The organism is Leclercia sp. W6 (assembly GCF_003336345.1).
Lineage (GTDB): Bacteria > Pseudomonadota > Gammaproteobacteria > Enterobacterales > Enterobacteriaceae > Enterobacter.
Genome location: NZ_CP031104.1, coordinates 3,739,219 through 3,752,795 on the forward strand (window position 1 = coordinate 3,739,219; position 13,577 = coordinate 3,752,795).

General features: G+C 56.8%; 16 protein-coding genes. 10 read left to right on the forward strand and 6 right to left on the reverse strand.

The features are described from left to right. The first annotated feature begins 38 nt into the window (after positions 1-38). From yihX to DVA43_RS18300, 6 genes are all read left to right on the forward strand, one after another. Positions 39-638 (forward strand): glucose-1-phosphatase, encoded by a 600-nt coding sequence (yihX, locus tag DVA43_RS18275; protein WP_103825284.1) that lies wholly within the window; start codon positions 39-41, stop codon positions 636-638. Beyond that, positions 632-1,513, forward strand: a complete 882-nt coding sequence (locus tag DVA43_RS18280; protein WP_114316354.1) for a virulence factor BrkB family protein — start codon at positions 632-634, stop codon at positions 1,511-1,513. The genes yihX and DVA43_RS18280 overlap by 7 nt, the downstream gene beginning before the upstream one ends. Beyond that, the gene (dtd, locus tag DVA43_RS18285) at positions 1,510-1,947 is read left to right on the forward strand and encodes a D-aminoacyl-tRNA deacylase (RefSeq protein ID WP_103177564.1); all 438 of its coding nucleotides are present in this window, start codon (positions 1,510-1,512) and stop codon (positions 1,945-1,947) included. The genes DVA43_RS18280 and dtd overlap by 4 nt, the downstream gene beginning before the upstream one ends. A 44-nt stretch (positions 1,948-1,991) precedes the next feature. After that, positions 1,992-2,930 carry a fatty acid biosynthesis protein FabY gene (fabY, locus tag DVA43_RS18290; RefSeq protein ID WP_168194667.1) on the forward strand — a complete coding sequence of 313 codons (939 nt, stop codon included), beginning with the start codon at positions 1,992-1,994 and terminating at the stop codon, positions 2,928-2,930. A 125-nt stretch (positions 2,931-3,055) separates the two neighbouring features. Further along, the gene (locus DVA43_RS18295) at positions 3,056-3,298 is read left to right on the forward strand and encodes a ribbon-helix-helix protein, CopG family (RefSeq protein WP_023618112.1); all 243 of its coding nucleotides are present in this window, start codon (positions 3,056-3,058) and stop codon (positions 3,296-3,298) included. Between the two features lie 2 nt (positions 3,299-3,300). Further along, on the forward strand, positions 3,301-3,672 hold the full coding sequence (locus tag DVA43_RS18300; RefSeq protein ID WP_114316356.1) for a type II toxin-antitoxin system VapC family toxin: 372 nt from the start codon (positions 3,301-3,303) through the stop codon (positions 3,670-3,672). Positions 3,673-3,711: 39 nt separating this feature from the next. On the opposite strand, the gene fdhE is transcribed toward DVA43_RS18300, so the two are convergent. The 4 genes from fdhE to fdnG are packed head-to-tail and all read right to left on the reverse strand — an operon-like array spanning position 3,712 to position 9,235. Beyond that, positions 3,712-4,641 (reverse strand): formate dehydrogenase accessory protein FdhE, encoded by a 930-nt coding sequence (gene fdhE / locus DVA43_RS18305; RefSeq protein ID WP_114316357.1) that lies wholly within the window; start codon positions 4,639-4,641, stop codon positions 3,712-3,714. Beyond that, positions 4,638-5,273, reverse strand: a complete 636-nt coding sequence (fdoI, locus tag DVA43_RS18310; protein ID WP_032615363.1) for a formate dehydrogenase cytochrome b556 subunit — start codon at positions 5,271-5,273, stop codon at positions 4,638-4,640. The genes fdhE and fdoI overlap by 4 nt, the downstream gene beginning before the upstream one ends. Continuing rightward, entirely contained in the window at positions 5,270-6,172 is a 903-nt protein-coding gene (gene fdxH, locus DVA43_RS18315; protein ID WP_103825279.1) for a formate dehydrogenase subunit beta, read from the reverse strand. The genes fdoI and fdxH overlap by 4 nt, the downstream gene beginning before the upstream one ends. A 12-nt stretch (positions 6,173-6,184) precedes the next feature. After that, positions 6,185-9,235 (reverse strand): formate dehydrogenase-N subunit alpha, encoded by a 3,051-nt coding sequence (gene fdnG / locus DVA43_RS18320; RefSeq protein ID WP_114316358.1) that lies wholly within the window; start codon positions 9,233-9,235, stop codon positions 6,185-6,187. A 438-nt stretch (positions 9,236-9,673) separates the two neighbouring features. Here fdnG and fdhD point away from each other — a divergent pair, with 438 nt between their 5' ends. Both fdhD and DVA43_RS18330 read left to right on the forward strand, forming a co-directional pair. Then, positions 9,674-10,474 (forward strand): formate dehydrogenase accessory sulfurtransferase FdhD, encoded by an 801-nt coding sequence (fdhD, locus tag DVA43_RS18325; RefSeq protein WP_371414041.1) that lies wholly within the window; start codon positions 9,674-9,676, stop codon positions 10,472-10,474. 114 nt (positions 10,475-10,588) lie between these two features. Continuing rightward, entirely contained in the window at positions 10,589-10,801 is a 213-nt protein-coding gene (locus tag DVA43_RS18330; RefSeq protein ID WP_103177552.1) for a DUF1471 domain-containing protein, read from the forward strand. A gap of 41 nt (positions 10,802-10,842) precedes the next feature. Here the strand turns inward: DVA43_RS18330 and DVA43_RS18335 are convergent, their stop codons facing one another. Together DVA43_RS18335 and DVA43_RS18340 are read right to left on the reverse strand one after the other, a co-directional pair. Next, positions 10,843-11,166: an AzlD domain-containing protein gene (locus DVA43_RS18335; RefSeq protein WP_114316360.1), complete on the reverse strand. Its 324-nt coding sequence runs from the start codon at positions 11,164-11,166 to the stop codon at positions 10,843-10,845. Then, the gene (locus DVA43_RS18340) at positions 11,166-11,825 is read right to left on the reverse strand and encodes an AzlC family ABC transporter permease (protein WP_114316361.1); all 660 of its coding nucleotides are present in this window, start codon (positions 11,823-11,825) and stop codon (positions 11,166-11,168) included. The genes DVA43_RS18335 and DVA43_RS18340 overlap by 1 nt, the downstream gene beginning before the upstream one ends. A 103-nt stretch (positions 11,826-11,928) precedes the next feature. Here DVA43_RS18340 and DVA43_RS18345 point away from each other — a divergent pair, with 103 nt between their 5' ends. Beyond that, on the forward strand, positions 11,929-12,477 hold the full coding sequence (locus DVA43_RS18345) for a helix-turn-helix domain-containing protein (protein WP_114316362.1): 549 nt from the start codon (positions 11,929-11,931) through the stop codon (positions 12,475-12,477). 19 nt (positions 12,478-12,496) lie between these two features. Then, positions 12,497-13,492 (forward strand): LacI family DNA-binding transcriptional regulator, encoded by a 996-nt coding sequence (locus DVA43_RS18350; RefSeq protein ID WP_103177539.1) that lies wholly within the window; start codon positions 12,497-12,499, stop codon positions 13,490-13,492. The last annotated feature ends 85 nt before the right edge of the window (positions 13,493-13,577 follow it).

Here is a 13,577-nt window from a genome sequence, read left to right on the forward strand (position 1 = left end):
CGCTACAGTTACTTTTCACGGCAAACAAGGAGAGATAAATGCTCTATATCTTTGATTTAGGAAACGTAATTGTCGATATCGACTTCAATCGCGTGCTGGGCGCCTGGAGTAATTTCAGTCGCGTGCCGCTGGCGACGCTTAAACAAAGTTTTACGATGGGCGAGGCTTTTCATCAGCATGAGCGCGGTGAGATTTCGGATGAAGTTTTTGCCGAAAAGCTCTGCCATGAGATGGCCCTCCCCCTCAGTTACGAGCAATTTTCCCATGGATGGCAGGCGGTCTTTGTCGGTATTCGCCCTGAAGTGATTGCCATCATGCACAAACTGCGCGAGCAGGGGCATCGGGTGGTGGTACTTTCCAACACCAATCGTCTGCACACCACCTTCTGGCCGGAAGAGTATCCCGAAGTGAAAGCGGCTGCGGACAAGATCTATCTCTCTCAGGAGATGGGAATGCGTAAGCCGGAGGCGCGCATCTATCAGGCCGTTCTGCAGGCGGAAGGATTCTCTGCCGCCGATGCCGTCTTTTTTGACGATAACGTCGATAATATAGAGGGAGCTAACCAGGCAGGTATCACGTCAATTCTGGTGACCGGAAAAGAGACGATACCCGACTACTTTGCGAAGCAGTTATGCTAAAAAACGTTCATCAAAAAGCCAGCCACCATACCAGGCCGCTGCGTGCGTGGCTAAAACTCCTCTGGCACCGCATCGATGAGGACAACATGACCACGCTGGCAGGCAACCTTGCCTACGTGTCGTTGCTCTCTCTGGTGCCGCTGGTGGCGGTCATCTTTGCGCTTTTCGCCGCCTTTCCGATGTTTTCGGATGTTAGCCTGCAGTTGCGGCATTTTGTCTTTGCTAACTTTATGCCGGCAACCGGGGATGTCATCCAGAACTACATTGAGCAGTTTGTTGCTAACTCCAGCAAGATGACGGCGGTCGGGGCGGTGGGCCTTATTGTCACCGCGCTGTTGCTGATGTATGCCATTGATAGTGCCCTGAACACTATCTGGCGCAGTACCCGCGCACGGCCTAAAGTTTACTCGTTTGCGGTCTACTGGATGATCCTGACCCTGGGGCCATTGCTGGCTGGGGCCAGTCTGGCGATCAGTTCCTATCTGCTCTCTTTGCGTTGGGCCAGCGATCTCAACAGCGTGATTGACGATGTGCTGCGGATCTTTCCGCTGTTCCTCTCCTGGCTCGCTTTCTGGCTGCTATACAGTATTGTGCCGACGACGCGCGTGCCTAACCGGGATGCGATGGTGGGCGCGCTGGTTGCCGCTCTGCTGTTTGAACTGGGCAAGAAAGGATTCGCGCTTTACATCACCATGTTCCCCTCCTATCAACTGATTTATGGCGTGCTGGCGGTGATCCCCATTTTGTTCCTCTGGGTTTACTGGACGTGGTGTATCGTCTTGCTTGGCGCAGAAATTACTGTCACTCTCGGGGTATACCGCGAGCTAAAAAAAGCAGCAGAAGCCGAAAAACAACGAGAAGCAGACCAACCATGATTGCATTGATTCAGCGCGTAACCCGTGCCAGCGTCACCGTGGAGGGGGAAGTGACGGGTGAAATTGGTCCGGGACTTTTAGTCCTGTTAGGTGTCGAAAGGGATGACGACGAGCAAAAAGCCAACCGCTTATGCGAGCGCGTGTTGGGTTACCGCATCTTCAGCGATGCGGATGGCAAGATGAACCTTAACGTCCAGCAGGCGGGTGGCAGCGTGCTGGTGGTGTCACAATTTACGCTGGCGGCTGATACCGAGCGCGGCATGCGCCCCAGCTTTTCTAAAGGGGCGGCGCCGGATCGGGCAGAAGCGCTCTATGAATACTTTGTTGAGCGTTGCCGCCAGCAAGAGATGCATACACAGACCGGACGATTCGCTGCGGATATGCAGGTTTCGCTGGTAAATGATGGCCCTGTCACTTTCTGGCTCCAGATATGAGTGAGCTGACGGTATGGCCGCGGGTAACCAGAGAGAGTACAGCTATGTATCACCTTCGAGTACCGCAGACAGAAGAAGAGTTAGCGCTTTACTACCAGTTCCGCTGGGAGATGTTACGTAAGCCATTACATCAGCCGAAAGGGTCGGAACGCGACGCCTGGGACGCGATGGCGCATCACCAGATGGTGATGGATGAAGAGGGCAATCTTGTCGCGGTTGGGCGGCTCTATATCAATGCCGATAATGAAGCCTCTATCCGCTTTATGGCGGTGCACCCTTCCGTGCAGGACAAAGGTCTGGGCACATTAATGGCGATGACGCTGGAGTCCGTCGCCCGCCAGGAGGGTGTAAAGCGCGTCACCTGTAGCGCGCGCGAAGACGCGGTAGAGTTTTTTGCCAAGCTGGGTTTCATAAACCAGGGCGAAATCACCACCCCGCAAACCACCCCGATTCGTCATTTTTTGATGATCAAACCCATCGCCTCGCTGGATGATATTCTGCACCGCGCCGACTGGTGTGGTCAGCTACAGCAGGCCTGGTATCAGCACATCCCCCTGAGTGAAAAGATGGGGGTGCGCATTCAGCAGTACACCGGGCAAAAATTTATCACCACCATGCCGGAGATCGGTAACCAGAACCCGCACCACACCCTGTTTGCCGGCAGCCTCTTCTCGCTGGCGACGCTCACCGGCTGGGGGCTTATCTGGCTCATGCTGCGCGAGCGTCATCTTGGCGGCACCATCATTCTGGCCGACGCCCATATCCGCTACAGCGCGCCAATCAGCGGCAAGCCGAGCGCAGTCGCCGACCTGGGTGCCCTGGGTGGCGATCTCGACCGCCTGGCGCGAGGCCGCAAGGCGCGTGTGCAGATGCAGGTCGAACTGTTCGGCGATGAAACCCCGGGCGCGGTGTTTGAAGGGACCTATATCGTTCTTCCCGCGAAGCCGTATGGCGCGTATGAAGAGGGGGGGAACGAGGAGTAGTAATGTCCGGGTTCTGGAAGACGACTCGCAAAAGCGCTCGCCATTTTCAAATTGTTCTTTAACCCTGGATTCGCTAAGCGTACTTTGCCTGAAAATTAATCGCGGGTGATATACTAAGGTGATATATGAGCGTTTTGGCGGAACTTGATATGGGCAGAATACTTATCGATTTGTCTGATGACGTGATTCAACGGTTGGATAACCTCAAGCAGCTAAAAAATCAGCCGCGTGCTGAACTGCTGCGGGAAGCCATAGAGCTGTACCTCGACCAACAGAGTTCTTCGATTATCCGCGATGCGCTTGGCCTGTGGGGAGATCGCAAAGAGGATGGGCTGGAGTATGAGCGTAAGCTGCGCGAGGAGTGGTAATTGTGGAACACATGGCAGTGTTTGATACCAATATTCTCATCGATCTCTTTAACAATCGTGTTGAAGCGGCGGATACGATCGATCGTACCGCAGCGCATCGTGCTATCAGCTTAATTACCTGGATGGAAGTCATGGTTGGGGCTCGTAGGCACGGTCATGAGGCGAAAACGGCGGCAGTTATGGGCGCTTTCGAGATTATCGATATTACGCGTGAGATTGCTGAAAGAAGTGTATTGCTCCGCGAGAAGCATGGGATGAAACTTCCTGATGCCATTATTCTGGCCACAGCTCAGAGCAGAAACTGCCCGTTAATTTCTCGCAATACCAAAGACTTTGCAGGTATAGCAGGGGTGATTTCGCCCTATCAACTGTAGGCCGGGCAAGCTTGCGCCGCCCGGCACTCTCACAGGAGATTACTCCCCTTCACCCGGGAACAGGAACGGGTTAATAGAGCTGCGGGCAAAGCCCTCCTGCTCCATTTTGGCGTCCAGTATCAGCGTGGCAAGATCGTCGGCGACGGCCTCCACTTTCGGGTCTTTTTCCTGATACAAAATCTTCAGGTAGGTGCCGCAGTCGCCGCAGCTCTCGGCTTTCACCGCGGACTGTTCATTTTCCAGCGACCAGTAGTGCAGATCGCGGGTCTGTTCACAGTTGCTGCACTTCACGCGCACCACGTGCCACTCGGTTTCACACAGGTTGCAGTGCAGGTAACGCAGCCCCTGAGTGGTACCGATTTGCACCATGCTGGAGACCGGCATTGAACCGCACATCGGGCAGAACTGGCGGGCTTCACCATATTCAGCGCGGGCTTTACCCGGGATGAGGCTCGCCATTTGCGCCCAGTAGAGCGACAGGGCAGCCCAGATAAACGGGGCTTTATCGCTGCTGACCGAGGCAAAATCAGAGGCAAACAGCGCGCTCGCCATCTGCTCCAGCTCCTGCTCGGAGGCTTTCTCAAGATTCTCGATCACCGCCAGCGCCGGGCCGCTCATCTCAGGCTTCAGCTCGGCAATCAGGGAGTGCAGCAGCTTATGCCAGTGCTTATCGCGCGGCAGAACGTGGATATCCAGCGGTGGTTTGCCCTGCTCGTTCGCCTCTTTGATGCGCGCGGTCAGGTCCATCTGCAGCGGATGGTCGTACAGCACCACTTCCTGGGCGTGGGCGATCAGCGCCGCAAAGCGCAGATAGTCGCCAAGCGGGTTGTTCTCTGCCAGCTCACGCAGGCGTTCCGCGCGGCGGTTGTAGAGGTTTTTTAGTCTGGGGAACAGTAACGGCGGAATCACTTCCGCCGTGCGTTTCTCGCTCGAACCCAGCTCATCTTGCGGGATTATGCGAATACTCATTCAGATGACTTTTCCTGTTTCTGGCGGACTTCGCGGTACCAGCGCGGGTGATGTTTCTTCGCCCACGTTTTGGTAACCCAGCCCTCCACCATCGCGGTAATGGTGCCTTTCACCCAGAGGGCGGCGTAAATATGCACCATGATAACCACAATTAACGCCACTGCGGCAAATGAATGCAGCATTAACGCAAATCGGATCACCGGGATTGAGAAAGCAGGCGCAAAGTACGGACGCCAGATGATCACGCCGCTGACCAGCAACAGGACCAGGAAGATAATCGCCGCCCAGAATACGCATTTCTGGCCGAAGTTATAACGCCCGGTGTCACCTACTTCCTCGTTGACGACGATCTTACGAATATTCTTCGCCCAAAAGATATCATCCCGATTGATTAGGTTATGGTGCCAGTAACGGAAAAACATGATGATGAACGAGGCAAACATCACCACACCCACGAACGGGTGCAGGATGCGCGCCAGCTGCGGCGTACCCAGGATCTGCATCAGCCAGTTGAAGGAGGGGAAGAAGAACCCCAGCCCGCTTATCGCCGCCAGCATGAAGCAGAAGGCGGTGACCCAGTGGTTGATACGTTCCGGCGCCGTGTAGCGCACGATGGTGTCACGTCTTTTCATTTGCGCACCTCGTCTTTCTCTTCATGCAGGTTGTCCTCTTCCTCTTCCGCACGGTTCGGACCGACACCCACGTAGTGGAAGATGCTCGCGGCGAAGGTGGCAGCAAAGCCCACCGCGGCCAGCGGCTTCCAGATACCTTTCCAGAACTTCACGGTCGCGCTGATCTCCGGGTTCTCCGGCAGGCCGTGGTACAGATTCGGCTTGTCGGCGTGGTGCAGCACGTACATCACGTGCGTACCGCCAACACCGGCCGGATCGTACAGACCTGCGTTGTCGTAACCGCGGGTTTTCAGCTCGGCTACGCGCTCACCCGCCAGGGTTTTCATATCCTCTTTGGAGCCAAAGTGGATAGCGCCGGTCGGGCAGGTCTTCACGCATGCAGGTTCCTGGCCGACGTTCACGCGGTCGACGCACAGCGTGCATTTGTAGACGCGGTTGTCTTCCGGGTTCATACGCGGCACGTCGAACGGGCAGCCGGCGATGCAGTAGCCGCAGCCGATGCACTGCTCAGACTGGAAGTCGACGATGCCGTTGGCATACTGAATGATCGCCCCTTCCGACGGACACGCCTTAAGGCAGCCCGGATCCGCGCAGTGCATACAGCCATCTTTGCGGATCAGCCATTCCAGTTTGTCATTCTGCTCCACTTCCGAGAAGCGCATTACCGTCCAGGACTTGGCGGTCAGGTCGGCGGGGTTATCATAAACCCCGACGTTGTGACCCACTTCGTCACGGATGTCGTTCCACTCTGAACAGGCCACCTGACAAGCTTTACAGCCGATACAGGTGGTTACGTCGATAAGCTTCGCCACTTCCTGCTGGTGGTCCCGCGCCTGGGGCGCGGGGGTGAACCCGTTAGTCGCGGAACGACGAATGATGTCTTGCGATTGATAAGCCATAAGTCGTCTCCGTTACACCTTTTCCACGTTCACGAGGAAGGCCTTAAACTCCGGCGTCTGCGTGTTCGCATCGCCGACGAACGGCGTCAGGGTGTTGGCAATAAACCCTTTCTTCGCCACGCCCTCATAACCCCAGTGAATCGGAATACCGATGGTATCCACCTCCTGACCGTGAACGTTCAGCGTGCGAATACGCTTGGTCACTACCGCCTTGGCTTTGATGTAGCCGCGGTTAGAGGAGACCTTCACGGTGTCGCCATGGGCGATGCCGAGCTTGTTCGCCAGCTTCTCGCCGATCTCCACAAACTGCTCCGGCTGCGCGATGGCGTTCAGCAGCGCGTGCTTGGTCCAGTAGTGGAAGTGCTCGGTCAGACGGTAAGTGGTGCCGACATACGGGAACTTGTCTTTTTTGCCCAACGCCTCGAAATCGCTCTTAAAGATACGGGCGGCCGGGTTAGAGACCACGTTCGGGTGCAGCGGGTTAGTGCCCAGCGGCGTCTCAAACGGCTCGTAGTGTTCCGGGAATGGCCCTTCCGCCATCTTATCGATAGCAAACAGGCGTCCCATCCCTTCAGGCTGCATGATAAACGGCCCGACATCGCTGCCCGGAGGCGCGGTGCTGTAGTCCGGAATATCCACGCCGCCCCATTTCGCGCCGTCCCACTTCAGCAGTTGACGCTTCGGATCCCACGGCTTGCCCTGCGGGTCAGCAGAGGCACGGTTATAGAGAATGCGGCGGTTCAGCGGCCACGACCATGCCCAGCCCAGCGTATTGCCGAGGCCCGACGGGTCGGCGTTATCGCGGTTAGCCATCTGGTTGCCTTTCGGCGTCCAGCTACCGGCAAAGATCCAGCAGCCGCTGGAGGTGGTGCCGTCGTCGCGCAGGTGCGCGAAGGTACTCAGCTGATCGCCTTTCTTCGCCAGCACCGCACCGGTAGCCGGGTCGATAATGTCCGCCAGCGCCTTACCGTTGCTCTCCATCGCCACCTCTTCCGGGGATGGGTTCTCCGGCGTCGAGTAGTTCCAGGTCATGTTCAGCACCGGTTCCGGGTTCGCGCCGCCTTCAGCCGCGTACATCTTACGCAGGCGTAAGAAGATGCCGGCCAGGATCTCACCGTCGTTCATGGCGATGCCCGGGGCATCCGCACCTTTCCATTGCCACTGCAGCCAGCGACCGGAGTTAACGATAGAGCCGTTCTCTTCCGCGAAGCAGGTGGATGGCAGACGGAACACTTCGGTCTGAATCGTCGACGGATCGACGTCGTTCGATTCGCCGTGGTTCTGCCAGAAGGTCGAGGTCTCGGTATTGAGCGGGTCAATGGTGACCAGGAACTTCAGTTTCGACAGGGATGCCACAACCTTGTTCTTGTTCGGGAACGAGGCAACCGGGTTAAAGCCCTGGCAGATATAGCCGTTGACCTGGCCCTGGTTCATCATCTCGAAGTACTGGAGTACGTCGTAGCCTTTGTCCCACTTCGGCAGCCAGTCAAAGCCCCAGCTGTTTTCCGCCGTCGCCTTGTCACCGAAGAAGGCTTTCATCATCGAGACAAAGAACTTCGGATAGTTGCTCCAGTAGTTCACCTGACCTTCAAGCAGCGGTTTTGGCGTGCTGGCCGTCAGGTAGGTTTGGAGATCGGTCTGTTTTTCGCTTGGCAGGCTCATGTAACCGGTCAGGCTCTGCGACAGCAGGCCGAGGTCGGTCAGACCCTGAATGTTGGAGTGGCCGCGCAGGGCGTTCACGCCGCCGCCTGCCATCCCCATGTTGCCGAGCAGCAGCTGAACCATCGCCATGGTACGGATGTTCTGTGCGCCGATGGAGTGTTGCGTCCAGCCGAGGGCATACAGGAACGAGGCGGTTTTATCGTGAACGCTGGTTTCAGCGATCATCTCGCACACCTTCAGGAAGTCCGCTTTCGGCGTCCCGCAGATGTTTTCCACCACCTCCGGCGTATAGCGGGAAACGTGCTCTTTCAGCAGGTTCCACACGCAGCGCGGGTGTTGCAGGGTGGTGTCGCGTTTCGCAAAGCCGTTCTCGTCCAGCTCGTAGTTCCAGCTGGTTTTGTCGTATTTGCGTTTTTCGGCGTCATAACCGCTGAACAGGCCATCTTCGAAGTGGTAATCCTCACGCACGATCAGGCTGGCGTTGGTGTAGGCTTCGGTGTACTCGCGGTTATATTTTTCGTTGGTCATCAGGTACAGCAGTACGCCTGACAGGAAAGTGATGTCAGTACCTGAACGAATAGGGGTGTAGAAATCCGCCACTGACGCTGTACGCGTAAAGCGGGGATCGATCACAATCAGTTTCGCACCGTTGTGGATTTTGGCTTCCATCGCCCAGCGGAACCCGACAGGGTGCGCTTCAGCAGCGTTACCGCCCATCACCACAATAAGGTTGGCGTTCTTGATGTCGACCCAGTGGTTGGTCATCGCACCGCGACCAAATGTTGGAGCAAGACTTGCTACCGTTGGTCCGTGTCAGACACGCGCCTGGTTGTCGACCGCGAGCATACCGAGTGCGCGCGTAAATTTCTGGGTTAAATAGCCGGTTTCGTTGCTGGAGGCCGAGGCGCACAGCATGCCGGTGGAGAGCCAGCGGTTTACCGTTACGCCATCTGCATTCTGGGCAATAAAGTTAGCATCGCGATCTTTTTTAATCAGTGTGGCGATGCGGTCAAATGCCTCTTCCCAGCTGATTTGCTGCCATTTATCTGAACCTGGCGCGCGATATTCCGGGAATTTCAGGCGGCTTTCTGAGTGGATGAAATCCACCAGACCGGCCCCTTTCGGGCAGAGCGCGCCGCGGTTGACCGGATGATCCGGGTCCCCTTCGATATGGAAAATAGATGCTTTGGCGTTTTTCGCGCCGTCGCCGAGGCTATACATTAACAGCCCACAGCCGACGGAGCAGTACGTACAGGTATTACGGGTTTCGCGGGTGCGCAGCAGTTTATACTGCCGCGTTTCCGCCAGCGCGACGCCGGGCGCAAAGCCCAGTGCTGCTGCCGTGGTGCCTGCCATACCGCCAGCGCAGATCTTAAAGAACTGCCTTCTGCTGACCTGCATGGTCACTCCTTGTTTCGACATTGCTACCCTTCATTCTTCGCGCCCGCGCGAATTATTTGGGGTCATTATTGTTTTACTTCACGGCTGATTTTTTGACCGCAAAGTTGAAAATTTGCGTTAAACCCTCATTTCCACGAGGGGTATATCAGAATACCACAATGTCGGTACGCTTGTTCCAACGGCGTTAAAACAAAGTGAACGTATTATCACGGTGATGATTATAAAATGTGATATTGATCACATGATGCCCCCGAACTGTTACAAACCTGTTTATGCGTCGGGTTTGTCCCTCAGGTAAAGTTGCGCGGACAGGGCGGTAAAAATTGATCCATACTATGCGCCAGGCCGGAAAAGTATGGTGCAATAGCAGGCCTCCCCACGTGGTTGCTCAGGAAATTCGTCGTGTTGAAACAAAATGGTGATACCTGCTTTACGTCACTGCCTGCCGGTGTGGCAGAACGCCGGGTACACAGACCCCCACAGATTAGCCTCCCGACTCCCGATTTTCTGGCGGAAGAGGTGCCCGTCGCGCTGGTTTATAATGGTATCTCCCATGTGGTGATGATGGCCTCCCCCAAAGATCTGGCGCTGTTTGCCATCGGCTTTTCGCTGTCTGAAGGCATCATTGAGCACCCGCGTGAGATCTACGGCATGGAGGTGATATCTGTGTGCAATGGTCTCGAAGTGCAGATTGAACTCTCCAGCCGACGCTTTATGGCTCTTAAGGAGCGCCGTCGCGCGCTGGCCGGGCGCACCGGCTGCGGCGTATGCGGCGTAGAGCAGCTGAACGACATCGGTAAGCCCATCACGCCGCTGCCCTTCAGCCAGGCTTTCACCCTGGCGAACCTCGATATCGCGCTGCAAAATCTCAACTCGGTACAGCCGGTGGGCAGTCTGAGTGGATGTACGCACGCCGCCGCCTGGGTCCTGCCGTCGGGTGAGATTGCTGGCGGGCATGAAGATGTCGGACGCCATGTGGCGCTGGATAAACTGCTGGGCCGCAGGGCGGGAGAAAGCGCCGCATGGCAGCAGGGTGCCGCGCTGGTCTCCAGCCGGGCCAGCTACGAGATGGTGCAAAAAGCGGCGATGTGCGGGGTGGAGATCCTCTTTGCGGTATCCGCCGCTACCACCCTGGCGGTTGAGGTGGCCGAGCGTTGCAACCTGACGCTGGTGGGATTCTGCAAGCCGGGAAGAGCCACGGTCTATACCCATCCGCAGCGGTTGATTGTTGATCAGTAATTTTGAATAAAGTAAGCAAATCCTTCCGCTATCAGTTGTTGGTGATGAGGCCTATTATTTATCACATCAAGGCACGGCGCCTTACACCAACAACTTATTGAAAGGGTCACTATCATGAAAAGCATCAAAACTTTTGTCGCTGTTATCGCTCTGGCTACTTCTTTCGGTTCTTTCGCTGCCCAGTCCGTCACCGCATCCGCCAGCACCATTGATGGCGCAGAAGCGAAAATTGCCGCTCAGGCTGAGCAGGCAGGCGCCTCCTCTTACACCATTACTCAGGCCTTCTCCGGTAACCGTGTACACATGACCGCTGAACTGAACAAATAAGCACACAGCATCTGTCGAAAGAGCGCCCCCGGGGCGCTTTTTTAGTTTATGCCCGCCAGACGTAATAGCGCCGTAACCACCGCCGCCGCGACAATCACGAAAATCAACGGTACCTTGCGCCAGGCGAGGAACAGCGCAAAGGCCACACCCAGCACCCGCGCCATCCCGGCGAAATGTTCTCCTTCATAGAAGGTGGTCGCCAGCGCCACCGAAAAGAGCAACACCGTTGCCGCATCCGAGAGCAGCGCCTGAGAACGTTCAGACAGCGCTAACCGGCTGCCCAGTTTCGCTCCGCCGAGACGCATCAGGTAGGTGCCTGCGGAAAGCAGGGCGATGCCGAGAATAAAAACGGTCATATTTTCCATTATTTCTTCCTCGCCGCGAGGCCAAGCAGGGAGAGCAGTACCGGCAGCCCCACCGGCGCAAACGGCACCGCGGCCAGGGACAACGCCGCCCCGCTACAGGCGCGAATCAGCGTGGTGCGGTTCTTAAAGGCGGGCACGACTAAGGCCAGCAAAATGGCCGGGAAGACTGCATCCAGCCCGATGGTCTCCGGCTCCGGCAGCAGTTTGCCGACCATCGCCCCCAGCAGGGTGCCCAGCGGCCAGATGATGGCCACCCCCAGGCCGCAGAGCCAGTAGGCTGCTTTGCGTTGTTCCAGCGTTTTTTGCGACAGGCCAAAGACCACGCTTTCGTCATTCATAATGTGGCAGCCCAGCAAGCTGGCGCCGCGTTTGCCCACCAGCTCACGCACCGTTACGCCAAACGGCACGTGGCGGGCATTGACCAGCAGCCCGGCGGCGGCCGCGGCAAGCGGGTTACCGCCGCTGGCGACAATGCCGATAAACATAAATTCCGAGGCGCCCGCCAGCACCGAAATGGAGAGAACAAACGGCACCCACAGCGGAAAACCGTACGCCATCGCCAGCGAGCCGTAGGACATCCCCACGACGCCCACCGCCAGACAGACCAGGATGATGGCTTTGACCGTGTCGCCTTGCAGACCAGAGAAAGTGTGCTTCATACAAATTTAGCCATATCGAACGAGTATCCATTATAATGAACGCAATAATATCGTTTATCAAGATGAACGAATCGTTCGTTTTAACAGTGTATGAGATCGTTTTATGACGCAGCCAATTAGCGTGATCGCCAAAAGTCTGGTGCGAGAGCGCACGCGGACCGGGCTTTCACTGGCAGAGATCGCCCGCCGTGCCGGGATCGCCAAATCCACGCTCTCCCAGCTGGAGTCCGGTAACGGCAACCCCAGCCTCGAAACGTTATGGTCGCTCTGCGTGGCGCTGGATATTCCGTTTGCCCGCCTGCTTGAACCGCAGCAGCCTGCCACCCAGGTGATCCGCCTGGGTGAAGGCACAAAAGTGATTGCGGAACAGGCAAACTATGAGGCTATTTTACTGGCGGCATGCCCGCCGGGCGCCCGACGTGATATCTATATTTTGATGGCCCAGCCCGGCGCGGACCGTATCTCCCACCCGCACCCGCCGGGTTCGGTTGAGCATATTATTGTGATGAAGGGGCGGGCGCTGATTGGTCTGACCGAATCGCCCGAGGAGCTGGGGCCAGGGGACTATATTTGCTATCCTGCCGACCAGCCGCATCTCTTCAAAGCCCTTGAGCCCGATACCTATGCGCTCATGGTGGCGGAACAAAACTAACCCAAAGACACGGATAATCATGTCGCTTAAAGCCATTGCTAAAGAACTGGGACTGTCGGTAACGACGGTAAGCCGCGCCCTCAACGGCTATTATGACGTTTCCAGCGAGACGCGGGCCCGCGTGGAGGCTGAAGCGCAGCGCCGCGGCTATCGGCCGAATACCTTCGCCCGTCGTCTGAAGATGGGCAAAATCGACGCCGTGGGGCTGGTCTTCCCGGTGCATCCCGTTCCGCTCAATAACAGCGTCTTTATGGACATGGTCGGCGAAATTAGCCACCAATTAGCGCGACATGAAATCGACTTATTGCTCATTGCCGATGACGATCTGGCTGATAAACACAGCTATATGCGTATGGTGCAGAGCCGTCGTGTGGATGCGCTGATTGTGGCCCATACGCTGGATAACGATCCGCGTCTGGAGCAGTTGCAGGCCGCCGGGTTCCCCTTCCTGGCGCTCGGGCGCAGCCATCTGCCAAAGCCCTATGCCTGGTTCGACTTTGATAACTATGCGGGCACGCATACCGCCACCCAGCACCTGATTGCGCGCGGGCATCAACGCATCGCGTATCTGGGCGAAAGCCACAATCAGGCTTTTATCACCCAGCGCCGTCAGGGCTATCTCGATGCCCTGAAAGAGGCCGGACTCTCCAGCGAATGGCTGCGCACCATGCCCCCTTCACGCCGCGCAGGCTATACCACTACCCAACAACTGCTGGCGCTGGATGCGCCCCCGACGGCGATCGTCACCGACTGCAACACCCACGGTGACGGTGCGGCGATGGCGCTGGCCCAGATGGGACGCTTAACCGGCGAGCATGCCGTGTCGCTGGTGGTGTATGACGGCCTGCCGCAGGACAGCATTGTCGATATCGACGTGGCGGCGGTGATCCAGTCCACCCGTCAGGGCGTGGGTAAGCAGATCGCCGATATGGTGTTGCAGCTGATCAATGGCAGCGAAATCAGCCAGCTTCAGGTCTTATGGCAACCGGAATTCTCTCCGGGCCAGACGGCATAATTCTCCCGAATTTCTAAACCCGATCACAAATCCGAAACGTTTTGGTTTGTATCCGAAACGTTTCGGATCAACACTCAGGATATCC

What these genes read in the sequence shown, in the direction of transcription:
- DVA43_RS18350 (WP_103177539.1), top strand. Translation starts at nt 12,497, where the DNA reads ATGTCGCTTAAAGCCATTGCTAAAGAACTGGGACTGTCGGTAACGACG.
- fdoI (WP_032615363.1), bottom strand. Translation starts at nt 5,273, where the DNA reads ATGAAAAGACGTGACACCATCGTGCGCTACACGGCGCCGGAACGTATC.
- DVA43_RS18330 (WP_103177552.1), top strand. Translation starts at nt 10,589, where the DNA reads ATGAAAAGCATCAAAACTTTTGTCGCTGTTATCGCTCTGGCTACTTCT.
- fdhE (WP_114316357.1), bottom strand. Translation starts at nt 4,641, where the DNA reads ATGAGTATTCGCATAATCCCGCAAGATGAGCTGGGTTCGAGCGAGAAA.
- fdxH (WP_103825279.1), bottom strand. Translation starts at nt 6,172, where the DNA reads ATGGCTTATCAATCGCAAGACATCATTCGTCGTTCCGCGACTAACGGG.
- DVA43_RS18295 (WP_023618112.1), top strand. Translation starts at nt 3,056, where the DNA reads ATGAGCGTTTTGGCGGAACTTGATATGGGCAGAATACTTATCGATTTG.
- DVA43_RS18345 (WP_114316362.1), top strand. Translation starts at nt 11,929, where the DNA reads ATGACGCAGCCAATTAGCGTGATCGCCAAAAGTCTGGTGCGAGAGCGC.
- yihX (WP_103825284.1), top strand. Translation starts at nt 39, where the DNA reads ATGCTCTATATCTTTGATTTAGGAAACGTAATTGTCGATATCGACTTC.
- DVA43_RS18335 (WP_114316360.1), bottom strand. Translation starts at nt 11,166, where the DNA reads ATGGAAAATATGACCGTTTTTATTCTCGGCATCGCCCTGCTTTCCGCA.
- dtd (WP_103177564.1), top strand. Translation starts at nt 1,510, where the DNA reads ATGATTGCATTGATTCAGCGCGTAACCCGTGCCAGCGTCACCGTGGAG.
- DVA43_RS18280 (WP_114316354.1), top strand. Translation starts at nt 632, where the DNA reads ATGCTAAAAAACGTTCATCAAAAAGCCAGCCACCATACCAGGCCGCTG.
- fabY (WP_168194667.1), top strand. Translation starts at nt 1,992, where the DNA reads ATGTATCACCTTCGAGTACCGCAGACAGAAGAAGAGTTAGCGCTTTAC.
- DVA43_RS18340 (WP_114316361.1), bottom strand. Translation starts at nt 11,825, where the DNA reads ATGAAGCACACTTTCTCTGGTCTGCAAGGCGACACGGTCAAAGCCATC.